Annotated in this window: 23 protein-coding genes and 2 pseudogenes; 11 read left to right on the top strand and 14 right to left on the bottom strand. The window is 59.7% G+C overall.

Annotated features, from left to right (window positions below):
* Nucleotides 1-29 precede the first annotated feature (29 nt).
* From KL786_RS03955 to KL786_RS03935, 5 genes are all read right to left on the bottom strand, one after another.
* Nucleotides 30-1,301 (bottom strand): NAD(P)/FAD-dependent oxidoreductase, encoded by a 1,272-nt coding sequence (locus tag KL786_RS03955; RefSeq protein ID WP_215516819.1) that lies wholly within the window; start codon nucleotides 1,299-1,301, stop codon nucleotides 30-32.
* A 2-nt stretch (nucleotides 1,302-1,303) separates the two neighbouring features.
* The gene (locus KL786_RS03950) at nucleotides 1,304-2,875 is read right to left on the bottom strand and encodes an aldehyde dehydrogenase (NADP(+)) (protein ID WP_215516818.1); all 1,572 of its coding nucleotides are present in this window, start codon (nucleotides 2,873-2,875) and stop codon (nucleotides 1,304-1,306) included.
* A 68-nt stretch (nucleotides 2,876-2,943) separates the two neighbouring features.
* A complete protein-coding gene (locus KL786_RS03945; RefSeq protein WP_215516817.1) occupies nucleotides 2,944-3,891 on the bottom strand; it encodes a dihydrodipicolinate synthase family protein in 948 nt (315 codons plus the stop codon).
* Nucleotides 3,892-3,917: 26 nt separating this feature from the next.
* Nucleotides 3,918-4,862 (bottom strand): 4-hydroxyproline epimerase, encoded by a 945-nt coding sequence (locus KL786_RS03940; RefSeq protein WP_215516816.1) that lies wholly within the window; start codon nucleotides 4,860-4,862, stop codon nucleotides 3,918-3,920.
* A gap of 11 nt (nucleotides 4,863-4,873) precedes the next feature.
* Entirely contained in the window at nucleotides 4,874-6,505 is a 1,632-nt protein-coding gene (locus tag KL786_RS03935; RefSeq protein WP_215516815.1) for an APC family permease, read from the bottom strand.
* A 188-nt stretch (nucleotides 6,506-6,693) separates the two neighbouring features.
* Between KL786_RS03935 and KL786_RS03930 the strand changes: the two genes are divergently transcribed.
* Nucleotides 6,694-7,461: an AraC family transcriptional regulator gene (locus KL786_RS03930; RefSeq protein WP_215516814.1), complete on the top strand. Its 768-nt coding sequence runs from the start codon at nucleotides 6,694-6,696 to the stop codon at nucleotides 7,459-7,461.
* A gap of 10 nt (nucleotides 7,462-7,471) precedes the next feature.
* On the opposite strand, the gene KL786_RS03925 is transcribed toward KL786_RS03930, so the two are convergent.
* The 3 genes and pseudogenes from KL786_RS03925 to KL786_RS03915 all read right to left on the bottom strand — a co-directional run bounded on the left by KL786_RS03925 (nucleotide 7,472) and on the right by KL786_RS03915 (nucleotide 10,151).
* Entirely contained in the window at nucleotides 7,472-8,992 is a 1,521-nt protein-coding gene (locus KL786_RS03925; protein WP_215516813.1) for a M91 family zinc metallopeptidase, read from the bottom strand.
* Nucleotides 8,993-9,274: 282 nt separating this feature from the next.
* Nucleotides 9,275-9,429, bottom strand: a pseudogene (locus KL786_RS03920) (acid phosphatase); the annotation flags it as partial.
* 191 nt (nucleotides 9,430-9,620) lie between these two features.
* Entirely contained in the window at nucleotides 9,621-10,151 is a 531-nt protein-coding gene (locus KL786_RS03915; RefSeq protein ID WP_252193586.1) for a hypothetical protein, read from the bottom strand.
* 206 nt (nucleotides 10,152-10,357) lie between these two features.
* On the opposite strand from KL786_RS03915, the pseudogene KL786_RS29410 reads away from it, so the two are divergent.
* Nucleotides 10,358-10,480, top strand: a pseudogene (locus tag KL786_RS29410) (type VI secretion system tube protein Hcp); the annotation flags it as partial.
* 61 nt (nucleotides 10,481-10,541) lie between these two features.
* On the opposite strand, the gene KL786_RS03910 reads toward KL786_RS29410, so the two are convergent.
* The gene (locus KL786_RS03910) at nucleotides 10,542-11,378 is read right to left on the bottom strand and encodes an HAD family acid phosphatase (RefSeq protein ID WP_215516812.1); all 837 of its coding nucleotides are present in this window, start codon (nucleotides 11,376-11,378) and stop codon (nucleotides 10,542-10,544) included.
* A 351-nt stretch (nucleotides 11,379-11,729) separates the two neighbouring features.
* Nucleotides 11,730-12,137, bottom strand: coding sequence for a hypothetical protein (locus KL786_RS03905; protein ID WP_252193597.1), 408 nt, complete (start codon nucleotides 12,135-12,137; stop codon nucleotides 11,730-11,732).
* Between KL786_RS03905 and KL786_RS29405 the strand changes: the two genes are divergently transcribed.
* A complete protein-coding gene (locus KL786_RS29405; RefSeq protein ID WP_252193604.1) occupies nucleotides 12,073-12,246 on the top strand; it encodes a hypothetical protein in 174 nt (57 codons plus the stop codon). The genes KL786_RS03905 and KL786_RS29405 overlap by 65 nt on opposite strands.
* Nucleotides 12,247-12,305: 59 nt before the next feature.
* On the opposite strand, the gene KL786_RS03900 is transcribed toward KL786_RS29405, so the two are convergent.
* Together KL786_RS03900 and KL786_RS03895 are read right to left on the bottom strand one after the other, a co-directional pair.
* Nucleotides 12,306-12,944: a helix-turn-helix domain-containing protein gene (locus tag KL786_RS03900; RefSeq protein ID WP_215516810.1), complete on the bottom strand. Its 639-nt coding sequence runs from the start codon at nucleotides 12,942-12,944 to the stop codon at nucleotides 12,306-12,308.
* Between the two features lie 5 nt (nucleotides 12,945-12,949).
* A complete protein-coding gene (locus tag KL786_RS03895) occupies nucleotides 12,950-13,111 on the bottom strand; it encodes a hypothetical protein (protein WP_167360822.1) in 162 nt (53 codons plus the stop codon).
* Between the two features lie 170 nt (nucleotides 13,112-13,281).
* On the opposite strand from KL786_RS03895, the gene KL786_RS03890 reads away from it, so the two are divergent.
* The 4 genes from KL786_RS03890 to KL786_RS03875 all read left to right on the top strand — a co-directional run bounded on the left by KL786_RS03890 (nucleotide 13,282) and on the right by KL786_RS03875 (nucleotide 19,590).
* Nucleotides 13,282-15,414, top strand: a complete 2,133-nt coding sequence (locus tag KL786_RS03890; protein ID WP_215516809.1) for a TonB-dependent receptor family protein — start codon at nucleotides 13,282-13,284, stop codon at nucleotides 15,412-15,414.
* 109 nt (nucleotides 15,415-15,523) lie between these two features.
* Nucleotides 15,524-16,066, top strand: coding sequence for a sigma-70 family RNA polymerase sigma factor (locus tag KL786_RS03885; RefSeq protein WP_032857274.1), 543 nt, complete (start codon nucleotides 15,524-15,526; stop codon nucleotides 16,064-16,066).
* Nucleotides 16,063-17,010 (top strand): FecR family protein, encoded by a 948-nt coding sequence (locus KL786_RS03880; protein WP_215516808.1) that lies wholly within the window; start codon nucleotides 16,063-16,065, stop codon nucleotides 17,008-17,010. Before KL786_RS03885 ends, KL786_RS03880 begins: the two co-directional genes overlap by 4 nt.
* A gap of 102 nt (nucleotides 17,011-17,112) precedes the next feature.
* Nucleotides 17,113-19,590 (top strand): TonB-dependent siderophore receptor, encoded by a 2,478-nt coding sequence (locus tag KL786_RS03875; protein ID WP_215516807.1) that lies wholly within the window; start codon nucleotides 17,113-17,115, stop codon nucleotides 19,588-19,590.
* 32 nt (nucleotides 19,591-19,622) lie between these two features.
* Here the strand turns inward: KL786_RS03875 and KL786_RS03870 are convergent, their stop codons facing one another.
* Complete coding sequence (locus tag KL786_RS03870) at nucleotides 19,623-19,793, bottom strand: hypothetical protein (protein ID WP_215516806.1); 171 nt, start codon at nucleotides 19,791-19,793, stop codon at nucleotides 19,623-19,625.
* Between KL786_RS03870 and KL786_RS03865 the strand changes: the two genes are divergently transcribed.
* Both KL786_RS03865 and KL786_RS03860 read left to right on the top strand, forming a co-directional pair.
* Nucleotides 19,774-20,103, top strand: coding sequence for a hypothetical protein (locus KL786_RS03865; protein ID WP_215516805.1), 330 nt, complete (start codon nucleotides 19,774-19,776; stop codon nucleotides 20,101-20,103). The genes KL786_RS03870 and KL786_RS03865 overlap by 20 nt on opposite strands.
* A gap of 565 nt (nucleotides 20,104-20,668) precedes the next feature.
* The gene (locus KL786_RS03860) at nucleotides 20,669-20,917 is read left to right on the top strand and encodes a DUF1652 domain-containing protein (RefSeq protein WP_032857266.1); all 249 of its coding nucleotides are present in this window, start codon (nucleotides 20,669-20,671) and stop codon (nucleotides 20,915-20,917) included.
* Between the two features lie 3 nt (nucleotides 20,918-20,920).
* Here KL786_RS03860 and KL786_RS03855 read toward each other — a convergent pair whose 3' ends face one another.
* Entirely contained in the window at nucleotides 20,921-21,283 is a 363-nt protein-coding gene (locus tag KL786_RS03855) for an NUDIX hydrolase (RefSeq protein ID WP_215516910.1), read from the bottom strand.
* Nucleotides 21,284-21,424: 141 nt separating this feature from the next.
* Between KL786_RS03855 and KL786_RS03850 the strand changes: the two genes are divergently transcribed.
* Entirely contained in the window at nucleotides 21,425-22,393 is a 969-nt protein-coding gene (locus KL786_RS03850; protein WP_215516804.1) for a Gfo/Idh/MocA family protein, read from the top strand.
* Between the two features lie 107 nt (nucleotides 22,394-22,500).
* Complete coding sequence (locus KL786_RS03845; protein WP_215516803.1) at nucleotides 22,501-23,139, top strand: ribonuclease T2 family protein; 639 nt, start codon at nucleotides 22,501-22,503, stop codon at nucleotides 23,137-23,139.
* The last annotated feature ends 4 nt before the right edge of the window (nucleotides 23,140-23,143 follow it).

Here is a 23,143-nt window from a genome sequence, read left to right as displayed (position 1 = left end):
CGATGGCGTGCGCAAGAACGCCTCGACCCTTAAAACCGATCCAATCGATACGCCTCAAGTGCCGGCAAACCCTGCGGCTGTGGCACGTAGATCGGCGAAGCCAACTGCGCGATAAGCTCGGCCGTCACCGCTGCTTGCGTCAGGCCCAGGTGTTGATGGCCGAACGCGAGCAACACTTTGCCGTCGCACACCCGGTCGATGATCGGCAGCGAGTCCGGCAATGAAGGCCGAAAGCCCATCCACGGCGTCGCGTCTTCAGCACTCAGGTCATGCCGCAGCAGGCCGTGGCTCAGGCGATGCAATTGCCAGGCGCGCTCCATATTCGCTGGGCGGTCGAGGCCGGCGAACTCAACGGTGCCGGCCAGCCTCAGCCCGTCGGTCATCGGCGTCATGATGAACTTGCGCTCCAGCGAGGTGACGGCAAACGGCAGCCGCTCCTGCTCATGGGGCAGCATCAGGTGATAGCCGCGCTCGGTGTCCAGCGGCACCTTTTTACCCGTCAGTGCCAGGGTGAGTCTGGCCGAGTGCGCGCCGCAGGCGATCAGTACCTGGCGTGCGCACATTTGGCCCTGGTCGGTGATCAAGGTAACACCCTGGGCCTGTAGCTGGCCGCCCTGGACCTGTTGTTGGAGAAAGCGCACGCCACAGGACTTGGCAGCTTCGACCAACTCGCCCACCACGCGATACGGATCCAGGAAGTGCCCGGTACGAGGAAAGAACAACCCCCCTTGAATCCGCTCACTCAATTGCGGCGCGGCCTGCTGTACGGCGTCGGCCGACCAGAACTCCACCGGCACTTGTTGGTGGGTCATGCGCGCTTTCAATCCTTCAATCGCTTGCCGTGATTCGGAACGCTCAAACACCAGCAGCGAGCCGTCTTCGCGCATCAATTCAGGCCGGGCAATGCTTGCCAGCAGGCGGTGCCAGGCACCCAGGCTGCTTTCGTTAAGGGCACGAATGCCGGCCACCGTGCGCTGGTAGGCCGTCGGGCGCAGGTTCAACAACAGGCGGGCAAACCAGGGCAGGGCGTGGGGCAGGTATTTCCAGTCCAGGCGCAGCGGCCCCATGGGGTCCATCAACATTGCGGGCAAACGCATCAGGATCGACAGGTCGGCAATGGGGAACACTTGCTCGGTCGCTAGGTGCCCGGCGTTGCCGAACGAGGCGCCCATGCCGGGTGCCTGCTGGTCGATAACCACGACGCGCCGGCCCTGGCGTGCCAGTTGCAGGGCGCATGCGACGCCGATAATGCCGGCGCCGACCACGGCAATGTCGATCTCGGGTTGACGATTGTCAGGCATGTTCAGGCTTCTCTCAGGCCGTCGAGCAAGCGGCGCAACGCCAACGGATTACTGTGCTTGAGGGCGTCGGGCAGCAGGCTGTCCGGGAAGTCCTGGTAGCACACCGGGCGCAGGAAACGCAGGATCGCGGCTGTGCCCACCGAGGTCGAGCGCGAGTCCGAGGTGGCCGGGAACGGCCCACCATGCACCATCGCATCACACACCTCGACTCCGGTCGGCCAGCCGTTCACCAACAGGCGCCCGGCCTTGCGCTCCAGGGTCGGTAACAACGCCCGTGCGTGCTCGATATCGCCGTCATCCAGGTGCAGGGTGGCGGTCAACTGGCCTTCGAGATGTTCGGTGACCTGGCGAACTTCGTTGTCATTGGCACATTGCACCACCAGTGATGCTGCGCCGAAGATTTCAGCCTGCAAGCGCGGGTTGGCGAGGAAGTCTTGCGCGTGAGTGGTAAACAGCTGCGCCTGGCATTGGTTCGGGCCTTGCGCTGCCAAGCCGCTGGCCACGTGTTGAGCATGTTCGGCCAAGGTGCCGACGCCCGTTTCATAGGCATTGAAGATACCGGGGGTGAGCATGGTCTGTGCCGGGCGCTCTTTTAGTTGCTCGCTGGCGAGGCTGATAAAACGCTCCAGCGCTGCTCCCTGAACCGCAATCACCAGCCCTGGGTTGGTGCAGAACTGCCCGGCACCCAGGGTCAGCGACGTGACAAAGCCTTGGGCCAGTGCCTCACCACGCGTCTTGAGGGCACCGGCAAACAGGTACACCGGATTGACTGCACTCATTTCCGCATACACCGGGATTGGCTCAGGCCGCGCCTGGGCTGCCTGGCACAAGGCGATGCCGCCACTTTGCGAACCCGTGAAACCCACGGCCTTGATGCGCGGGTCGGTGACCAGCGCAATCCCCACTTCGCGGCCGGAACCATACAGCAGGGAGAACACGCCTTCGGGCAAGTCACAGTGCTTGACGGCACGGGCCACGGCGCGGCCCACCAACTCACTGGTGCCCGGATGGGCGCCATGGGCCTTGACGATCACCGGGCAACCGGCAGCCAGTGCAGATGCGGTGTCGCCCCCGGCCACCGAAAATGCCAGCGGGAAGTTGCTGGCGCCAAACACCGCCACCGGCCCCAGCGGCACCTGGCGCTGGCGCAAGTCGGCGCGTGGCAGGGGTTGACGGTCTGGCTGTGCGGGGTCGACCCGCACATCCAGCCATTCGCCGGCGCGCACGGTACGGGCGAAGGTGCGCAGTTGCTGGCAGGTGCGACCACGCTCGCCCTGGATCCGCGCAGGCGCCAAGCCGGTTTCGGCCACGGCACGCTCGATCAGTTCATCGCCGAGGGCTTCGATTTCACTGGCGATGGTGTCGAGCAATGCAGCACGCGTCGCCAGGGACGTCTCGCGGTAGCTGTCGAAGGCTGACCATGCCAGCGCGCAGGCCTGGGCCACGTGCTCGGTGGTGCCTCCATGGTAGGCCGGCTCCAGCGCAGCATTGGTCGCTGGGTTGATCGCATGGATGGCTTCGCGGGTGCCGGGCGTAGCGTGCTGACCGATCAGCATATTGCCTGTCAGAGTCATGGTAAGTCCTTGCTAAAAGAGTCCAGCCGCTGCGCAACACGATGGTTTCACAGCGGCGTGCGCGGCAGTCAGTCGACGTTCTGTTCTGCCGACCAGTTGGCGTACCACTGGCGGAACAGCGCGTACTGGTTCTCGGCATAGCGGCGCTGGGCATCGCTGAGCACATCGCTTTGGTTGAAGTGCAGGCGGTATTGCAGGTCGCCATTGAGCACCATCAGGTGCTTGTAATAGAGCACCAGGTCGCAGCCTTCATCGAAGGACGACAGCACTGCCAGCGCCGCTTCCAGTTCGCGGGCCTGGCGTCGGGCCTTGGCGTCGCCCTTGGCGGCTTTCTTGCTCAGGGCCACCAGTTGCAGGACTTCCCGTGGCAGGGCGTTGCCAATGCCGGTGATGGCGCCGGTGGCGTTGCAGTTGACGAAACCGTGCACCACCTGGGTATCGACGCCGACCATCAAGGTCACGTCATCGTCCTTGGAGGTGATGTGTTCGGCCGCATAGCGCAGGTCGGCAGCGCCGCCGAACTCCTTGAAACCGATCAGGTTCGGGTGCTCGCGGCGCAGTTCGAAGAACAGGTCGGCGCGGGTCGCAAAGCCGTAGTAAGGGCTGTTGTAGATCACCGACGGCAGGTTCGGCGCGGCGCTGAGGATCGCCGCAAAGTGCGCCTTTTGTGCAGTCGCCGAGGCGCCACGGGACAGCACGCGCGGGATGACCATCAAGCCATGGGCGCCGACCTTGGCCGCGTGGGCGGCATGGGATATTGCCTCACGGCTGTTGACCGCGCCGGTGCCGACGATGGTCGGGATGCCGGCGGCCACCAGGCGCGCCACGCCTTCCTGGCGCTGGGCTTCGGTGAGCAGCGGCCAGTCGCCCATGGAACCGCAATACACCACGGCGCTCATGCCGATATCGATCAGCTCGCGGCCCTTGGCGACCAGGGCATCGAAGTCCGGCTGGCGCTCGGCAGTGCATGGGGTCATCAGGGCCGGGATGCAGCCGGTGAAGATGTTATCGCTCATTGTTTTATCTCCTTGGAAGGGGTTGGTTAAATGCTGCCGGGTGCGCAAATGCCCCAGGCAAAGGGATCCTGTGCGTCGATCAGCAACGTGCTGTCGGCGGTCATGTAGGCGCGGCCAGTGATGAACGGGCGGATACGCTGGCCTTCCCACTCAAAACGGCCTTCGAACTGGCTGGCGGTGATGCTGGCTTGTACCCAGGGCTCACCGGCCTGAAGTTTTCCATCGGCGGCCAGGCACGCCAGCTTGGCGCTGGTGCCGGTGCCGCAGGGTGAGCGGTCGTAGGCTTTGCCGGGGCACATGACGAAGTTGCGGCTGTCGGCCAGTTCGTCATCGGCAAACAGTTCGATATGGTCAATCAACGCGCCGTCTTCGCCCTGGATACCTTGGGCTTCGAGGGCCTTGAGCATCGCCCAGGTGAAGTCGGTGAGGGCGTCGACATTACCCATGTGCAGCGCCTGGCCGTGCTCCGACACCAGGAAAAACCAGTTGCCGCCCCAGGCGATATCGCCGTAGACACGGCCATGTCCTGGCACATCCACCGGCACCTGCTGGCGATAGCGATAGGCGGGCACGTTGCGCAGGGTCACGGCGCCATCCTCATGCAGGGTGGCGCTGACCGGGCCCACCGGCGTGTCGATGCTGTGCACTCCCGGTGCGATGTGCCCCAGGTAGTGCAGCGAGGCGACCAGGCCGATGGTGCCGTGGCCACACATGCCGAGGTAGCCGGCATTATTGAAGAAAATCACCCCGCAGGTGGCCCCCGGCGAGACGGGCTCGCAATACAGAGCGCCGACCAGGACATCGTTGCCACGGGGCTCCAGCAGGCACGCGCGGCGCCATTGATCATGTTCGCTGCGCAGGCAGTCGAGCTGGTCGGCGATGGTCTGACCGGCAAGGGCGGGGAAGCCATTCATGATCAGGCGCGTGGGTTCGCCGCCGGTATGGGAGTCAATCACGTGCAGTTGTTTCATCAAGCTCTTCCTTAGTGATTGGCCAGTTGCGCGTTGGCCGGATGCAGGCCGGTGGCGGGCAGCACGGCTTCGCTTTCGTCGTCTTCGTGTTCCAGTTCAACCAGGTGCGCAGGCACGCCGGTGGCTGCGCCCCAGTAGTAGATGCCCAGTGCGCAGGCGGCGACGACCACGGTGTCGAACGGGTGGGTAAGCACGCCCAGGCCACCAAAACTGCCGAGCTTGGACAGCACGATGGTCACTGCATAGAAGCCGATCAGCCACGCACTGGAGCGCACTTGCTGGGCGATGTTCAGGTGCTGGGTCGGCACCAGGCGACGGCACAGCAGGTACACCACAAACATCACGATTTGCAGGCCCAGCAGCCAGGACACGGTGTTCCAGCCTGACCAGTAGACGATCAGCGCGGCGATGATGAACGACAGCGGGCCCAGCACATTCATCCACTTGACCCGGAACGGGCGTGGCATGTCCGGGGCATTGCGCCGTAGTGCGGCGACGCATACCGGGGCCACCGCGTAGCTCAATACCAGGGCGGCGGATACCACGTTGATCAGCGCTTCCCAGGATGGGAATGGCAGGGTCCAGAATACCGACAGGCCAAAGGTCAGCCACAGCGCCGGGCGTGGGATGCCGGACTTTTTGTCGATGCGGGTGAAGATCTTGAAGAAGGTGCCAGTCTGCGCCCAGCCATAGATCACCCGTGGCGTGGCGTTCATGTAGATATTGCCGCAGCCGCTGGGGGAGATCACCGCGTCGGCCACCACCAGGTAGGCCAGCCAGCCCACGCCCAATGCCAGGGCGATATCGCGATAGGGCAGCGCCAGTTCCTTGCTGATCCCAGCCCAGCCGTTGGCGAGCATTTCGGTGGGCACGCCGCCGAGGAAGGCCACTTGCAACAACACATAAATGGCCGTGGACAGCAGCACCGAAAGGATCAGGGCAATGGGAATGGTGCGTTGTGGATTCTTCACTTCGCTGGCCACCGAAATGATCGGCGTCAGCCCCAGGTACGCAAAAATCACCCCTCCGGCAGACACCGCCATTTCGATCCCTGACAGGCCGAACGGCGCGAACCCTTGGGAGTGGAAGTTCGCCGGCTTGAAGAAGGTGAACAGTACGCCGATCACCAGCAACGGCACGACGAACTTGAACAGACTGACCAGGTTATTGGCGATGGCAAAGGTCTTCACGCTGCGGTAGTTGAGCACGAAAAACAGGCACAGCAGGCCAAACTGCAGCAGCCAGCCCAGGGTGGTGGGATCGCTGGACCCCGCCTTGGTCAGTTCGGGAAACCAGGCGGCGGCGTATTGCCGTGCAGCAACCACTTCAATCGCCACCAGGCTGGAGAATGCGATCAGCGTGATAAAACCCATCAGGTAGCCCAACAGCGGGCCGTGGGAATACACCGGGTAGCGCACCACGCCACCGGCACGGGGCAGGGCCGCACCCAATTCGCAATACACAATGCCCAGCAACAGCACCGCAAAGCCGCCCAGCAACCAGGAAAAAATCCCCGCCGGACCTGCAATGGACGACACGTGACTGGCGGCAAACAACCAACCGGAACCGAAGATGGCTCCCAGTCCGATAAAGGTGAGGTCGATCAGAGACAGCTGTTTCTTGAACTTGCCTTGGGCTGACATAGCGGCGCCTTCTTGTGGGTTATTGGATAGGCATGCAGTGGCGCTACAGTGAACCCATCGACCCGCTGGCGATTGATGTTTTGCGTGGCGATCAATGACGAATTCAGCACAATTGCCAGACTCGACAGGGCCATGGCCATCGGGCAATCTGCTGGCCTTGCGAGGCGATCAACGAGGCGGTGAGTGGCATGATGCAGAACGCGTTTGCAACCCTTTGCCAAGGCGGCGAGCAGCGGCCACACAGCCTCGAACAACTGCTGGCGGGCGTGGCCATGCTGTTGCCGATGCTCGATGTGATCCCCAATGCGACGATGTTTATCAAGGACGTGCAGGCGCGCTACGTCATGGCCAACCGTACGCTGGTGCAGCGTTGCGGCTTGAAAGACCGCCGGCCGCTACTGGGCAAAACCAGCGCCGAGGTGTTTCCCGCGCAGTTGGGGCCGGGTTATACCGAACAGGATCGGCGCGTGCTGGAGCAGGGCCTGGTGCTGGAAGACCAACTGGAGTTGCACCTGTACGGCAGCCGCGAACCCGGTTGGTGCCTGACCCATAAATGGCCGTTGCACAACCACGAAGGTGCGATCATCGGCCTGGCGGGCATTTCGGTCGACCTGCAATCGGCCAGCGAAACCCACCCGGCCTATCAGCGCTTGGCTGCTGTGGACGAATACATCCGCGCCCATTTCAACCGACGTGTGACCCTGGGTGAGTTGACGCGCATCGCCGGTACGTCCGTGGCGCAACTGGAGCGTTACTGCAAGCGCGTGTTCCACCTGACGCCCCGGCAGATGATCCAGAAAGTGCGCCTGGAGCATGCTCACCGCCTGTTGCATACCGAGTTGCCGATCACCGATGTGGCCTTGCAGTGCGGCTACACCGACCACAGTGCATTTACCCGGCAGTTCAAGGCGTTGACCGGTTTTACGCCGCGTCAGTATCGCCAGGCGACAAGTTAACCTTTGACCTTCAAACAACATTCTCAATGTGGTACGCCTTGCGCAGGGGCTCACCCATTTCTTCGTGAAGGCCGTTTTCCGTGAATGGCTTCGGGTTGGTAAATGTACGCGGTGTGGACGGGTCTCCGTCGAAGTCGAATGACTCGTTCGTCCATAACCCGACGGCTTGACGCTCGATATTATCTTCTAATCCTTTAGGTCCATCATTGATCTTGGTTTTTCCTTTAAATTCACTTTCGTTTACAGAGTTATAAGCGTGGGCCATTTCATGATATAAAACACTGATTGGAAATGTCTGGTGCTTGGTCTCTATGTATGAAGGGTTGACGCTTATGTCCCGGAAAAAGAAGTGCCCGTTATCATCGTCTGTTTGCTTGATCTCGACGGACTGATCTTCTTCAAATTGCCCGGTCTCCATGTTGAATATTTTAGCACTCGGTGTATCACCGGCAGGCGCAATATTGCGCCGATAGGCTTCATCAAGCTCCTTCAGCATTTTTTGCCCTGTGGGTGAGAGGCGTAGCAGCTCAAGGTCATCTGCAATCCGCTGTTTGAACTCAGGAGTTCCCGAAACTTTCAAGCCCTCGTGCCCTGCGTCAGAGTATTTGGCCTCTACTAGTTTAGAACCGGAGGTGCGTTGGACAGTATCATCTGTCTTGGCAAAAATCGTATTGGTATCACTGAGTGAGATAACCCGGTTTTTTTCTTTGCCAGTATAAATATGGCTGCCGCCACAACTCATTATAAAGTTATTGCCCAGACCGCCGTGCATAATAGTACGCCCACCCTTTGCGTACATTTCGTCATTGCCACGCCCACCATCCATGTAGGTTCTTTGGGTGTTGCCAAAGTAGCCTGCAAACATTCTGTCCTTGCCATCATTGCCGTACAGTGCTCCCATTCCGCGGCCTGCAATCAGTACATCATCGCCCTTGCCTCCCTCGGCATAACCAAAGCCGCTGCCAAGTCGCACCGTATCGTTGCCGGCACCCGCCAGCACCCGCGTATAACCACTTCCGGCCTGAACATAGTCGGCACCATCCCCGGTCTCGATGAGCATCCGTTCACTGACATCAGGATCGACCCAGACGTGGTCGTCGCCTCCGAGGGTTTTAATATGGATCTCCGGGATTTTATGATCACGCTGCTGACTGTCTATATGGTAGGTCTTGCCATTGATAATAATATCAATGCTTTTGTTGTTTGCTTTCTTTACGTGAACAGTGTCTGCATGACTTGTGGTTTCTATCACCAGGCGATCTTTTTTTACCTTGGTTTTAGGCGCTTCATATACCCACTTCAGTTCGCGAGAAACTGTAACGTTTCGATCGCTTAGGAGTGGGTACTTCTTTGATAGCTCCTCTTTGTCAGGATATATTCCCAGTTTTGGTTTTTTTATTTCAGATATCGTCAGGGTGTTTGAGAAATCACGATTTTGCTTTTTTACCCCGTCAGGCAAGCCATTGCTGGATGGTACTGGGTACTGTGTGGTGTTAGAGGGGCTGGAAGGTGGTCTGTCTATGGTTTTCATAATAAGGCCTATAATCAAAGTTGGTCCCGTCGAAACTTATGCAGGTGTTCATAATTGACTTGATAAGGTCTGTGGTATCGAAGGAAACATAGTTCCACAAGGCTTGACGGGTTTAATCGTGTAAAGACTTTTCAACGCACTCCGGTATGCAGCTTTCTCTACCTGGCGATGTCAGTACTTATGGTGGCTGACCCACCGTTATCGCCGTCTTACGGGGCGGCTTTACAGGGCCCACATTTGATCGTCATTGCTGCAACTGCTGGGCCTCACGCTTGAAAAAGCGGCCAGGGCCACGTCGAGCTGGCGGGTGGCGTCGGCGAACACCTGGCGATAGATCAGATCATGCTTGATGGAGGTCTGGGTCCAGAGCACGGCATCCAGTTGGTCGTTGGTGGGTACTGCTGACAACCGACCAATAGCGAAGAAAACAGGCAGATACTGGCGAAAGTGGGATTACGCGTGAAAGACTCGGCCTTAAAAGTGAAGGGGACTCAGGGTCAGTACATTAGCCTAATCGCCCAGGTTCGTACGTGACCCGCGTGTCAGTGCATTTACCCGGCAGTTCAAGGCGTTGACCGGCTTTACGCCGCGTCAGTATCGCCAGGCGACGGCTGTGTAACCCCTGGCTCTACCACCACTTCCATTTGCCTTGTTTTTTGAGGGTGACGACTTTCTCTTCACGCTTATTGCGGATTTCAACCATCTTTTTGCGCATTTCCTTGCACCGGTTGCTGTTGAGAATCAGCAGGCCTGCTAGCGGCCCAACGAGCGCCATGAGGTAAAGGTAAAGGCTTGGGCGATAGATGATTGCCGGAAGGGATATCAGCAGGCACGTGAAATAAATTCCGGTACTTATCCAAACCCAATGAGTTCGACCGGACAGAACTTTGAATTTAGCGATCGTAAATATCAGGCCCGACCCCAGGCTGCCGAAAAAAAATATCTGGGAGAGCAGAACCGTTGGGAGTGTAGAGAGGTAGGTCACCGTTACCAAGACGGTGGTTATAGCAATCGAGAAGCACCCGACAAGGAGGTCGCCCCCTATAACCGGCATATAACGTTTGAGGAGTGGCCATGGATCTTCAATAAAAAAATTGGAGTCGTAGAGCGTTTTCCGGCCTTGCGACTTTTTCAGGTCTAGTCTCCTTTGCCGGCTCATGGCATTACTTCTTCATAGATGCCAATAGCTAATGTGTTGATGTTCCCAGACATTGCGCTGCTTCCCAAGCCAAGGGTTGCGGCCATGGCGTCTCGAATATGGCTTGCGGTGGACGCCTGGATTTCTGTGGCACTGATGCGTTTTGGTAGACTTCCTGTGGCCTGTTTTAACTTGAGTAGTTTCGGCGTCAACCGTGGATCTATTATGAGAGTCTCGCGCTGAATTTTGCCAAGGTGGAAGTGAGTTACCAGCCTCAGAAAGCTGAAGGCGCAAAGGACGGAGGGCCGGTGAAGTTTGGCTGGAGCATTCGCGAAAATATTAAAATCTAGAGTTACGGAGTAGCTTTGCTCTGGGGCAAGAGCCGGCGAGCCGACTCCTACATAAAGCGGGTTATTGCTGCAACTGCAGGGCCTCACGCTTGAAAAAGCGCTTCTGCGCAAACGGTATCTCTTCGCGGTCGCCATAGGGCGCGCTGTACCAGTTGCCGTAGGTAGGATTGGGCAACAGGAACCAGCGCTGGCCGAACCAGCCCGCATAGGGTTCGACCGCCCGGCGCTGGGCGGCCAGGGTGTTGTGTTCGGCCTGGACGAAATCCCCCAGGGAATCACCGGCCATCAACAGCACCCGCGCCTGGCTGGCGACCCATTGGCGCCGGCAGTTCTTGCCGTAGCCCGCTTGTTCGCAATGGCCGGTCGGGGTAGCGGCTGCCAGCACCTGCTCATTGTTTTCTATCGGGAAACCGCGCAAGCGCAGGTTGTCGACGGTGGCCTGGACCTGGCTGTGCTCACGATTGGTCAGGTAATACACCTTGATCCCGCGTTGCTTGGCCGCCTGCAAAAATGCCACAGCGCCGGGCAGAGCATGGGCCTTGGCCTGGTCGACCCAGGTGTTCCAGCGGTCATAGGAGTAGACCTGGTTGTTGATGATGTCCCGGGCATTGAGCGGCACGTTGTCCAGGAGGGTTTCATCGATATCGACGATCACCGCCGGCGGCAGGCCGGCCAGGTTGCGCGGGGCAAAGGGCAGGGCGTCCCAGCCCTTGGTGGCCAGGGCCACGTCGAGCTGGCGGGTGGCGTCGGCGAACACCTGGCGATAGATCAACTCATGCTCGATGGAGGTCTGGGTCCACAGCACTGCATCCAGTTGGTCGTTGGCGGGTGGGCGCTGTTGGCAGCCCATCAGTACCGAAGAAAGCAGGCATACGCCGGCAACATTCATCAGACGCATAAAAATAGTCGGCCTTAAAAAAATGGCGATAGTGGAGCGACGATCGGGCTCCGCACAGTACCGCAGTATTGCGCGCCAGCCCGCATCAGGCGCTTATTTTCACAAGGGTTAGATCGTTTATTTCCTTATCGAAGGTACATAGCACTTTAGTGAATATCCATCGCTGCCATTTCCAGGTCGCTGCATCGGGAGTGGATGTAATAACAAGCATTTGTCTGCTCCCACGCTTTTGCAGTCTGTCCTAAATGATAATCGGACGGTCTGACGTCTATTCCTGCTGCTCGGCCAGCGTCTTGCACCGTCGTGTGTCATCTCTAGAATCGGCCCCAGAATTTAGTCCTTTCCTGTCGATTACGGAGTTTCGAACATGATGAATGCCATGCAGATGCCAATGAACAACGCGATGCCGATGATGCCGATGATGGGCATGCCGATGATGATGGCCACCATGCAGTGCGAAATGACCGGTGATGCCATGATGTGCACGATGAAACCGGCAGCCGGCATGGACATGGCGATGTTCAAGAACAACGCCGAAATGATGGTGATGATGATGAACTGCGGCATGCCGATGATGATGCAGTGTACCAATCTGTCGATGATGTGCATGTCGCAAGACACCATGGCCATGATGAGCAACATGCCGGCGATGAACATGCCGATGGGGATGTCGATGCCGATGATGAAGTGCGTCATGGAATGCACCCTGCAAGCCGATGGCATGACCTGCAAGATGATGCCGATGCCCGGCATGAGCATGGCGATGATGGACAACTGCTGCATGCTGATGAAGAAAATGATGAATGACTGCGCCATGCCGATGATGATGAGTTGCAACGGCATGCCGATGATGTGCTGCACCTGCTGACAGGCTGTTCGCGGGCATGAAAAAGCCCCGCCTGATTGCTCAGGCGGGGCTTTTTGCATTCAGTCCAGGCGTTCGGGGTGGATGATGACCAGGAACGCCAGCGCATCGCTGTCTGCCGGGTTGCGGTAGCGGTGGGGCTGGTCGGCATAGAACAGAATCGAGTCGCCGGTGGACAGCAAGTATCGCTCCTCATTGACGCTGACTTCCAGCACGCCCTGAGCGACCACCAGGTTTGCCTGGATTCCTGGCCTGCGGCCTTCGCACACCTCTTCACCGCGCGCGCTCAGGCGTATCTCATAGAACTCCGACTGGCGTGACATGTCGTCGGGAAACAATGCACGGCTGACGAACGTACCATCGGCACTCACCAGGCGTTTGCTGTGGTGGGCGGGGAGCAATTCAACCCCTTCGAACGAGCGGTTTTCCAGGAACGCCGCCACCGATACTTTCAGGCCCTTGGCGATTTTGCACAGCACCTTGATCGACGGCACACTGCGTCCGGACTCGATTTGCGCAAGCATCGCCCGGCTTACTCCACAGGTGCGGGCCAGCGCATCCAGGGACAAGTAGCGTTTGCTGCGCAGGCGCTGCAGGTTATGCGCGACGCACTGGCTGATGGCATCGTCGTCGCGGGTGGCGCAATCCTTGGGTTGAGCGGTGGGAGGCAGCCGTTCGGGAAGGGCCTGGAGAAAACTCATCGGCCTTATGCCCGGCGTGTATCGCTGGATGCGTTACTGGTCTGCAAGGTGAATCCCGACAGCCCGGCACGCGCCGCATACATTGCCCACATCAGCTCGGCCGCTGCACGTGCCTGGCGGCGCTTGCGGTGGAGGGTGAAATCAATGACGTTGGCGGATATCGACATGGGGCAGTCTCGGGTGACGGTGGTGACTCGGTTGCTCCACATTACTGCGTGCAGCTTATTTCCTTAAATACTGAGTTTGCATTTATTAATTCTATTTTGGACTTAAAAACAGACGTGACCTGCCGTATCCCATGTTCTTCCAACGCTTGAACTTTTCCAGGATTCGGCCCATGCGCCTGCGACAACCTTTGCTGCTTCTTCCTTTCGGCGTCGCCCTGACATTCAGCCACCTGGCCCAGGCCCAGGAAGCGCTGCAGCTGGCGCCGCTGCAAGTCACCAGCAGTGAACTGAGCGAAGGCGAAGCGGCCCAGGCGCAACTGCGGCAGGTGCCCGGCGGGACCAATTACATTGACATGGCTAGCGTCGAGCAGGGGCGAGTCAGCAGCAACGAAGATGTGCTCAAGTACCAGGCCGGCATCTACGCCAAGGCGGCGAACAACGAAGGGGTGAAAATCTCCATTCGCGGCTCGGGCATCAACCGTGGTCCTGGCAGCCACGCGTCCGGCCTTTATGAAACCATCGACGGCCTGCCACTCACCGGCCCCGGCGGCACGCCTTACGAACTCAAGGACCCGTTGTGGCTCAGCCGGGTCGAAGTACTGCGCGGCGCCAACGGCTTTGACCGGGGCGCACTGGCCCTGGGTGGTGCGGTCAACTATGTGACCCACACCGGCTACGATGCCCCCAAGTTGCGCGTGCGCTACGAAGCTGGCAGCCATGGTTACGCCCAGCGGGAAATCAGCTCCGGGCAAGTGCTGGGTGATGCTGACTACTACATCAGCCTGACCGACTCTGACTACGATGGCTTCCAGCAACAAAGCGCCGGCAGTGGCAAGGGTGTGGCGGCCAACTTCGGCTACCGATTCAACCCGGACCTGGAAACCCGCTTCTATTTCCGTTACCGCGAAACCGCCAACGACAGCCCCGGCAAACTCACGCGCGAGCAGATCGAGCACAGCCCGCGCAAGGCCAATGCCGTCAACCTGGCGCGCGACTCCAAGCGCTTGCAGCCGGGGTCGACCTGGATCGCCAACAAGACCACATTGCAGTTGGACGATAACTCTCGGGTAGAGGCTGGGCTGGTCTATCACGATTACCCCATGGACCTGCGCGAAGGCACCAACCGGTTGAAGGTGGCATACACCGATATCAGCGGCACCTTGAATTACATCCGTCAGGACACGCTGCTGGGGCGCGACAGCAAGACCATCGTCGGCCTGCGCACCACCCAGGGTTTGCCCAATAACGGTGTGTCGGAGTACGTGCGTGTACCCGCCGGCACCACTGCTAACTTCACTCCCGGCACCAAGACCCGTGACTACAGTTACCTGGGCTCGGATACGGTGTTGCACGTGAGCAACGACCTGGAACTGTTGCCCGACCTGTGGCTGACCACCGGCCTGGCGGCGATCTACACCCGCCGCGAGACCGAAGTCACTTATCCCGACACCCGTGCCCCCTTGAGTACCCACGACTGGGACTACGCCCCGCGCGTGGGCCTGCGCTATGACTTCAACCCGCAGTTGCAGGTGTATGGCAACTTGAGCCGTTCGGTGGAGCCGCCGCATGCCTGGTCGATGATCTGGGGTTCGAACAAATTCTTTGCGAAAGACTCTGGCAGGCCGGAGGCGGGCCTGACCCGTGAAGGCGTGGAACTGCAAAACCAGACCGCCACTACCCTGGAACTGGGCGGGCGCGGCGAAGCCTGGTTCGGCCAGTGGGACCTGGCGTTGTATCACTCGCTGGTGCGCCATGAACTGCTCAGCGTCGAGACCCAGGCGGCGAGTCTCACCGCCTCGCAGGTAGTCGCCGAGTCCAACGCCAGCCCGACCATCCACCAGGGCCTGGAACTGAGCCTCACCAGCCCGCTGTGGGACGGTGGTAATGCCGGCCGCCTGGCCCTGCGCCAGGCCTACACCTTCAGCAACTTCCACTACCGCGACGACCCACGCTTTGGCGACAACACGTTGCCCGGCATCCCCAAGCACTATTACCAGGCGCAGTTGCGCTATAGCCATCCCAGCGGTTTTTTCAGCAGCCTCAATGGCGAGTATTCCTCGCGGGTGGCGGTGGACTATGCCAACTCCTACTACGCGTCAGCCTATGGCTTATTGGGCGCCACCGTTGGTTACGACGCACCGAAACAGGACTGGCAAGCCTGGGTCGACCTGCGCAACCTGACCAACCAGCGCTACGCCAATACCGTGACCCCGGGTTATGACGATCAAGGCCGTGATATGGCGCGCTCGACGCCGGGCGATGGCATGGGCGTGTATGCCGGGGTTTCCTGGAGCCTGCGTTAAGGCTCCTAAACTTATAGCCAGGCGCCATCGTCGGGCCCTTGCCCTGCTATCGTTTTGCTGTCATCGTTTGCGCGATTGGTAATCTTTCTTGTTTGAGAATTTTTTGCGCATGCATGATTTTCCTGTGGCCGAATGTGATATCGCCCGCCGCCAGCAGACACTCACCGCGCTCTACAGCGACCACCACTCCTGGTTGCACGGTTGGCTGCGCAAGAAACTCGGCTGCTCACAGCATGCGGCGGACCTGGCCCAGGATGCATTCGTACGGGTGTTGTTGCTGGCCGAGCCCCACAACATTCAAGAGCCCCGGGCATTTCTCGCGACCACAGCCGGACGCCTGCTGATTGACGGCGCGCGGCGGCGCAAGATCGAGAAAGCCTACATGCAAGCCCTGGCCGTCCAATACGAAGACGCTGGCATGCCCGACCCGGCGGCCATTCATGTGGCGCTGCAGGCCTTGGAGCGCATTGCGCTGATGCTCGCCGGTCTGCCGGACAAGGCTCGCGAGGCGTTCCTGCTCAGCCGCCTGGACGGGCTGACCTACAGTGAAATCGCCGCCCAGCTCCAGGTGTCGTCCAGCACGGTGAAAAACTACATTTCCAGCGCGCTGGTGCATTGCTACCACACGCTGCACGGTGCCGACCCGCTGTGACATCCTCCGAGCAGATTGTCAGTGAGGCGGCGCGCTGGTTGGCGCTGCTCAATGACGAGGACGTCAGCGCTACCGACCGCGAAGACTTTGAGGCGTGGTGCGAGACCGACCCACGTCATCGGGTGGCTTTCGAGCGCATGCGATCGCTGTGGGGCAGCCTTGATGAACTGCCTGCCGAGCCGGCACGCCTGGCGTTGAATCAGGCCTTTGTTCCACGTAAATCCGGGTACGCCGTGCGAGGTGGGCAAGCCCTGGCGTTGCTGGGTGTGTTGGTTATCGGTTGGCTGGGTGTTGAGCAACTGCCGGTGTGGACAGCTGACCAACGTACCAGCGTCGGTGAGCGGCGTCAGGTTGTCCTGGCCGATGGTAGCCAGGTGCAGCTCAACAGCAACTCGGCGCTGGACGTGAAATTCGATGGCCGCCAGCGTGTGATCGAATTGCTCAAGGGCGAGATGTGGGTCGAAGTGGCCAAGGACGCGCAACGGCCATTCATGGTGCGCACTGACCAGGGCACGGCAACGGCACTGGGTACGCGTTTCCTGGTCCAGCGTGCCGCGGACGGCTCGACCGTGGTCACGGTGATCGAGTCAACAGTGGCCGCCAAAGGCAACGACAGCGAAGCGGTGAAAGTGACCGCAGGCCAGCGTGCGATCCTCAAGCAGGGCCGTGCGCAGCCGGCACAACCGGACGGCAACAGCGACCCGGCTGCCTGGACCCGAGGCTTGCTCACGGTGGATGACCGGCCTTTGAGCGAAGTCCTGCAAACCCTGGCCAGCTATCGCCATGGCGTAGTGCATTTTGATCCCCAGGCGTTGCAAGGCATGCGTGTGTCGGGTGTGTTCAAGCTCGACGATAGCGACGCGGCGCTGGCGACCCTGGCGGATAACCTACCGATCAAGGTGGAGTATTTCACTGACCTGATGGTGCTGGTCAAACCCCTCTGAGCGGGCTGAAAACACCCATTCAAATAAAAAAACCTGTCATTCATACCCGATTTCCCGACATGGCCGTCATGGAATATAGAACTCCATTTTCCAGGACCTCTCATGTCACGCTTTGCTCGTCCGTTGCACCCGCTGGCGCTGTCAGTGGCGATGGCTTTTGCCGCTGTGCCCCTGACCATTCACACGGCATGGGCTGATGAAAGCAGCCATTTCTCGATCCCTGCCGGTGACCTGAGCCAGGCCCTCAACGGCTTTGCCGAACAGGCCGGGCTGGCCCTGGCCTTTGACCCGGCCTTGACCCGCGGCAAGCGCAGCAGTGGCTTGAGCGGGCAGTTGAGCAGCGACGCAGCACTGGCCCAGTTGCTGGCGGGTAGCGGTCTACGTGCCCAGGCATTGACTGCCAAGCGCTACCGCATCGAGCCCATCCCCCAGGCGGACGGTTCTGTGGAGTTACAGGCCACGACCATCAGCGGTGCCTATCAAAGCGAAAGCCCGATCGGCCCGGTGTCCGGTTATGTCGCCACGCGCAGCCTGTCCGGCACCAAGACCGACACCGCGTTGATCGAGACCCCGCAATCGATCTCGGTGGTCACCAAGGACCAGATGCGTGCGCAGAATGCCGAGAGCCTCAACCAGATCCTGCGCTACAGCGCCGCGGTCGTCCCGGAAACCCGTGGCGCCACTGCCTCGCGCCTGGATCAGTTGACCATCCGTGGCTTCTCGCCGGTGACATACCTGGATGGTTTGCGCGTGGCGTCAAGCCGCGATGCCTCGCCGCAAAAGGATGCTTTTGACCTGGAGCGCGTGGAGGTCCTGCGCGGCCCGGCGTCGGTGTTGTACGGCCAGGGCAGCCCCAGCGGTGTGATCAACATGGTCACCAAGCGCCCGCTGGATACGCCGTTCCATGAAGTGGGCGTCGAGTACGGCACCTTCAACAAGAAACGCACCACCTTCGACCTCAGCGGCCCGCTGGACGAGCAAGGGGTTTATTCGTATCGCGTCGCCGGGTTGTTCGATGATGCCGACGGCCAGGTCGAACACACCGAGACCCGTCGGCAGTCCCTGTCGTCGGCCTTTACCTGGCGTCCGAATGAGGCCACCTCGCTGACCTTGCTCGGGCATTTCCAGAAGGACCCCAAGGGTGCGTCCTACGGTTCGGTCCCGGCCTGGGGTTCGGTGCTGCACAGCCCGCTCGGGCGCAAGATCGATGTGGATTTCTATGACGGCGAGAAAAACTTCGAGAAGAGTGATCGCGAGCATTACTCCATCGGCTATGCCTTCGAGCATCATTTCAACGATGTCTGGACCGTGCGCCAGAACGCCCGCTATATGCGCAGCGAAGGGATCTATCGCAGCATCTACAGCAATAATCTGCAGGCCGATTACCGCACCATGAACCGCTCGACCATCGCCACCGATGTCGATATGGACGCCTACAACCTGGATAACCAGTTGCAAGGCAAGTTCGACACCGGCCCGGTGCAGCACACGCTGTTGATGGGGCTTGATTACCAGAACACCAGCGTCGATACCAAGGCCGGTTATGGCAAGGGATCGGACCTGGATATCTTCGACCCGGTATACGGCGTGCCAGTGCAGACGCCGGCATTCACCACTGACGCCACGTCTCGCAGTGAGCAGACCGGGGTGTATCTGCAAGAGCAAATGAAATGGGACAAGTGGGTACTGTTGATGGGCGGCCGTTATGACTGGGCCAGCACCGACAACACCACGCTGACCCTCAAGACCGGCGCCAAGTCCAAATCCTCCCTGGACAGCAAAGCCTTTACTGGCCGCCTGGGTGTGGTCTACCTCTTCGATAACGGCCTGGCGCCCTACGCCAGCTATTCCGAATCCTTCTCCCCGCAAACCGGTACCGGCTACGGCGGTTCGGTGTTCAAGCCGACCGAAGGCAAGCAGTACGAAATCGGCATCAAGTACCAGCCGCCAGGCAGCAACAGCTTTATCACCGCCGCCATCTTCGACCTGCGCCAGAACAACGTGCCGACCATGGATCCGGACCCCACTCATCTGTGTGGCAGTGGTCGTTGCCAGGTACAGGACGGTGAAGTGCGCTCCCGTGGCTTCGAACTGGAAGGCAAGGCCAGCCTTAACGACAACCTGGATATCACGGCGGCCTATGCCTACCTCGATAACCGCATCAGCAAATCCAACAGCACCGTGCGCTACGCGCCGATCACCGACATTGGCGTAGGCCCGGCCGTACCGACCCAGGGCACCACCACCTATGCTGTACCACGCCACACGGCCTCGGTATGGGCCGACTACACCTTGCACGACGGCAACCTCAAGGGTTTTGGCGTAGGTGCGGGCGCACGTTACGTCGGCTCGTCCTGGGGCGATACTGCCAATACCTTGAAGGTCCCGGGCTACACCTTGTTTGATGCGGCGGTGCACTACGACATCCCGCACATCAATACCCTGGGCGACAACCTGCGCCTGGCGCTGAACGCCACCAACCTGGCGGATAAAGAGTACGTCGCGTCCTGCTATTCGTACTCGTGGTGCTGGTATGGCTCGCAGCGTACGGTGCAGGCCAGTGCGACGTATCAGTGGTGAGTTGAAAAAACGCCCTGCGTAGCAATGCCGTCTCAAAAGGTCAGTTCGTTATCGAGCTGACCTTTTTTATTGCAGCGGGCAAGGGTTTTGCTCAAATGTATCGAGAAGGCATTTTGCTGGCCCCCACGCCGCCAATGTTTCGCCAAAATCACTTTTATTTTCAGGTGGTTAGGTGGGATGCCAATGCGCAACGTAAAAGTCATGCTGATTGCCTTGGCCCTGGCGAGCGGGACTGCGGTGGCCCAGGGCAAGGCGCTGCGCGAAGGGGATCGGTATATGTGCAGTTGGGGCGCGGGGACGGCGGCCAGGGCCCAGGAGCTGAAGTTGGCCGGCGTTTCATTGTATGCGGCGCGGCAGAAGATCCAGCGGTACAAGTTCGACAAGTCCTGGATGCGCATGATGGCCATGGGCATCACCGAGCAGACCTATGACAGCCCTTCGCGACTCAAGCCTACGGCCGTTCGCGCAAGCTTTTATGAAGAGTGCGTGCGTTACAAGTTGGCGCGCAAATAGACTTTTGTAGGAGCGGGCTTGCCCGCGAAAAACGTCAACGATAACGCGGGGTGTCTGGTCCCCCACGTTGCTCCCAGGTGCTTGGCCGGCAAGCCGGCGCCTACACAAACGTCAACTGCGTTCATGGATGTTCATTAACCTGATAGTTATTAAGGTTTTAACCTGGAAAGTTTGTAAGTTGCACCAAAAAGTAGCACTGAGGAAGTCATGCTCCATAAAAAATGTGTGGTTATTGAATGACTTAGCGCTGTTTTAATCCGACGAAAGGCTATTAATCAACTTGTTACAAGTTGTCTCGCTGGTTATTATGCCCCGGCGTTCACCTCCCACGGTTTATGCATTTTTAAATCCCAAGTGTCCATCAGCTACTTGGGATTTTTTTTGCTCGCGATTTGACCTTCATACCTGAATGTTCGTGGTTTTTCTGGCGCCAATGCACCAGCGCCGTCGGGAAAAAGTGTGGGGTAGCTAACACTTTCACAGGATTACTCACACGTGCTGCACAACCTGATCTACCCTGCATGGATCACGTCTATCGCGTCATGTGCGAGCAAGGGTGTCCAGGATGATTCCGATTGTTGAGTTGAGCCGCATCATGGCGTCCGGTTTCGTCCCGCTGTCGTGCGACTGTAGCGTCAACCCCCAGGGGTTTTTGACGATCCGTGTCTTCGAGCCCGAGTCCGGTCGTGTGGACCTGCTGTTGACCGGTGTGTCGCCACAGGGCCTGGACAGCATCCGTGCCATCTCCAACCTGATCGGCGAACTGCGCACCGAGCTTGCGGCCGGGCGCCGTGGGTTTGCGGCATTCGGCTAGGTATCAGAGCCTGCGCAGAAACGAGCGGACAATCCGCTTGGTGGCGTCGGTGGCATCCAATTGCTCCAGGGCACTGTAGGCATGCCACTGGCAATCGATGATTTCATTGCAGGGCCTGGCCTGGTCAATGTTCACCACCGAGGCTTCAAACACGTGATGCAGTGTGTCACTGGCCTTTAATTCTTGCAGATACAGCAAACCATCCACGTTCAGCCCGGTTTCCTCTTGCAGTTCACGCTCGGCCGCGCCGACTGGGCGCTCATTGCGCTCGACCTTGCCACCGGGCAATGCCCATTTCGACCTGGCCTTGCGCACGAACAGAATATGCCCCTTGTGCTCGCAAATCACCGTTGCGCGTATTTTCATCGTCTGTGCCCCCGCAGCCAGGTGATAGTCATAAAAGTGTAATGCAATTGTCATGCTGGGTCTTTATAGGGGGAGGCTGGAGACCGCGCAGGAAAACACCGATACTGCCCGACTGAAAGAATACTGATGAAGGAAAGTCAGATGAGCACCATCCGCTGGGGCATGATCGGTTGTGGCAGTGTTACTGAAATCAAGAGTGGACCCGCTTTCTACAAAGCACCAGGCTCGGCGCTGGTGGCCGTGATGGGGCGGCGCGAGGAAGCGGTGCGCGATTATGCGGCACGCCACGGGATTGCCCGGACCTACACGGATGCCCAGGCACTGGTCAATGACCCCGAAGTGGATGCGGTGTACATCGCTACGCCACCTGACAGCCATCTGGAATACAGCCTGCTGGCGGCTGCGGCGGGCAAGCATTGCTGCGTCGAGAAACCGATGTCGCTGAATGCTGAACAGAGCGCATTGATGCAGCGCACCTTCGAGCGCGCCGGGCTGCATCTGTTTGTGTCCTATTACCGCCGCTCCCTGCCGCGCTTCCAGCAGGTGCGCGCCTGGCTGCAAGAGGGGCGCATCGGCGAGTTGCGGCACCTCAGTTGGACGTTGTGCAAGCCGCCGTCGCCGACCGATACCCAAGCCAGCAACTGGCGTACCGATCCGGCAATTTCCGGGGGGGGCTATTTTGCCGACCTGGCCAGCCATGGCCTCGACCTGTTCCAGTACCTGGCGGGAGATATCGTCGAGGTCACGGGTTACACCGCACGCCAGGCCGAGCGCTATGCGGCGGAAGATGCCGTCACCGCCTGCTGGAGCTTCAGCTCGGGCGCACTGGGGATGGGCTGCTGGAACTTTGTCGCCGACCGTCGCGAGGACCGGGTCGAGTTGATTGGCAGTCAGGGGCGTATCACTTTTTCAGTGTTCGACGAGCAGCCGTTGCAACTGGAAGCCGAGGTCAGCGAGACCCTGCACATTGCCCATCACCCCCATATCCAGTGGCACCACGTGTTGGCCATGAACGCCCATATTCGCGGCGAGAGCGTGCACCCGGCCCTGGCGATCGAGGCCTTGAAGACCGACCGGATCATGGATCGGGTGTTGCAGCGCAAGCCTTGATGCCTGGAGCTGTTGTGCTTTCTGCTGCGCGGCGGCGCGTTGGCTGACTACCAGTTGGGGCGGTGGTTCAGAACACTGGCCGTTCACTTTAATGAAGGATTAGTTCGATGAAATGGAAAACCGCCTGGATCGCCCTGTGCCTGGTGTTGGCTACGCAGGCAGGCGCCGCCTCGCGTAACCAGGGGCAGGCCGGCGACTTTGATTTTTATGTGTTGGCATTGTCCTGGTCGCCGACGTTTTGCCTGACCCACCCGCAGGACCAGCAGTGCGTCGGCAAGGGCTACGGCTTTGTGCTGCATGGCCTGTGGCCGCAATATGCACGGGGCGGGTGGCCGGCCTCTTGCCTGCCGCAGTCACGGTTGTCGGCCGAAGAAATGGCCAAGGGCCTGTCATTGTTCGTCACCGAAAAACTGCTCAAGCACGAATGGGCCAAGCACGGCACATGCAGTGGCCTGGAGGCGTCCGACTATTTGGACAAGACCGACGCCGCATTGGCTGTCGTGCAGATCCCGCAGGCGTTCCAGCCCTTCAATGTGCCCGGCCCACTCGCCGCCAGGGACATTGAAGCCTTGTTTCGCGAGAGTAACCCCAGCATGGGGCGCCACGGCATGGCCGTGATCTGCAAGGGCAAGGTGTTGTCGGAGGTGCGGGTCTGCTTGAGCAAGGAACTGCGCTTGGCCGGTTGCCCGCAGAGCATCAAGACACAATGCCGTGGTGGCGAGCTCCGGATTCCTGCACAGCGCTAGTTGT

Origin of the sequence: Pseudomonas sp. TAE6080, assembly GCF_018732265.1 — a bacterium.
GTDB lineage: Bacteria > Pseudomonadota > Gammaproteobacteria > Pseudomonadales > Pseudomonadaceae > Aquipseudomonas > Aquipseudomonas brenneri.
This window is presented reverse-complemented; position numbering and strand designations above follow the sequence as displayed.

Excerpts from the sequence above, each read along its gene's own strand:
- KL786_RS03845 (WP_215516803.1), top strand. The coding sequence starts at position 22,501 with ATGAAATGGAAAACCGCCTGGATCGCCCTGTGCCTGGTGTTGGCTACG.
- KL786_RS03915 (WP_252193586.1), bottom strand. The coding sequence starts at position 10,151 with ATGAGCCGGCAAAGGAGACTAGACCTGAAAAAGTCGCAAGGCCGGAAA.
- KL786_RS03895 (WP_167360822.1), bottom strand. The coding sequence starts at position 13,111 with ATGTCGATATCCGCCAACGTCATTGATTTCACCCTCCACCGCAAGCGC.
- KL786_RS03935 (WP_215516815.1), bottom strand. The coding sequence starts at position 6,505 with ATGTCAGCCCAAGGCAAGTTCAAGAAACAGCTGTCTCTGATCGACCTC.
- KL786_RS03850 (WP_215516804.1), top strand. The coding sequence starts at position 21,425 with ATGAGCACCATCCGCTGGGGCATGATCGGTTGTGGCAGTGTTACTGAA.
- KL786_RS03925 (WP_215516813.1), bottom strand. The coding sequence starts at position 8,992 with ATGAAAACCATAGACAGACCACCTTCCAGCCCCTCTAACACCACACAG.
- KL786_RS03905 (WP_252193597.1), bottom strand. The coding sequence starts at position 12,137 with ATGCTCATGCCGGGCATCGGCATCATCTTGCAGGTCATGCCATCGGCT.
- KL786_RS03890 (WP_215516809.1), top strand. The coding sequence starts at position 13,282 with ATGCGCCTGCGACAACCTTTGCTGCTTCTTCCTTTCGGCGTCGCCCTG.
- KL786_RS03870 (WP_215516806.1), bottom strand. The coding sequence starts at position 19,793 with ATGACTTTTACGTTGCGCATTGGCATCCCACCTAACCACCTGAAAATA.
- KL786_RS03885 (WP_032857274.1), top strand. The coding sequence starts at position 15,524 with ATGCATGATTTTCCTGTGGCCGAATGTGATATCGCCCGCCGCCAGCAG.
- KL786_RS03950 (WP_215516818.1), bottom strand. The coding sequence starts at position 2,875 with ATGACTCTGACAGGCAATATGCTGATCGGTCAGCACGCTACGCCCGGC.
- KL786_RS03955 (WP_215516819.1), bottom strand. The coding sequence starts at position 1,301 with ATGCCTGACAATCGTCAACCCGAGATCGACATTGCCGTGGTCGGCGCC.
- KL786_RS03875 (WP_215516807.1), top strand. The coding sequence starts at position 17,113 with ATGTCACGCTTTGCTCGTCCGTTGCACCCGCTGGCGCTGTCAGTGGCG.
- KL786_RS03860 (WP_032857266.1), top strand. The coding sequence starts at position 20,669 with ATGATTCCGATTGTTGAGTTGAGCCGCATCATGGCGTCCGGTTTCGTC.
- KL786_RS03945 (WP_215516817.1), bottom strand. The coding sequence starts at position 3,891 with ATGAGCGATAACATCTTCACCGGCTGCATCCCGGCCCTGATGACCCCA.
- KL786_RS29405 (WP_252193604.1), top strand. The coding sequence starts at position 12,073 with ATGGAATGCACCCTGCAAGCCGATGGCATGACCTGCAAGATGATGCCG.
- KL786_RS03930 (WP_215516814.1), top strand. The coding sequence starts at position 6,694 with ATGATGCAGAACGCGTTTGCAACCCTTTGCCAAGGCGGCGAGCAGCGG.
- KL786_RS03865 (WP_215516805.1), top strand. The coding sequence starts at position 19,774 with ATGCGCAACGTAAAAGTCATGCTGATTGCCTTGGCCCTGGCGAGCGGG.
- KL786_RS03900 (WP_215516810.1), bottom strand. The coding sequence starts at position 12,944 with ATGAGTTTTCTCCAGGCCCTTCCCGAACGGCTGCCTCCCACCGCTCAA.
- KL786_RS03910 (WP_215516812.1), bottom strand. The coding sequence starts at position 11,378 with ATGCGTCTGATGAATGTTGCCGGCGTATGCCTGCTTTCTTCGGTACTG.
- KL786_RS03855 (WP_215516910.1), bottom strand. The coding sequence starts at position 21,283 with ATGAAAATACGCGCAACGGTGATTTGCGAGCACAAGGGGCATATTCTG.
- KL786_RS03940 (WP_215516816.1), bottom strand. The coding sequence starts at position 4,862 with ATGAAACAACTGCACGTGATTGACTCCCATACCGGCGGCGAACCCACG.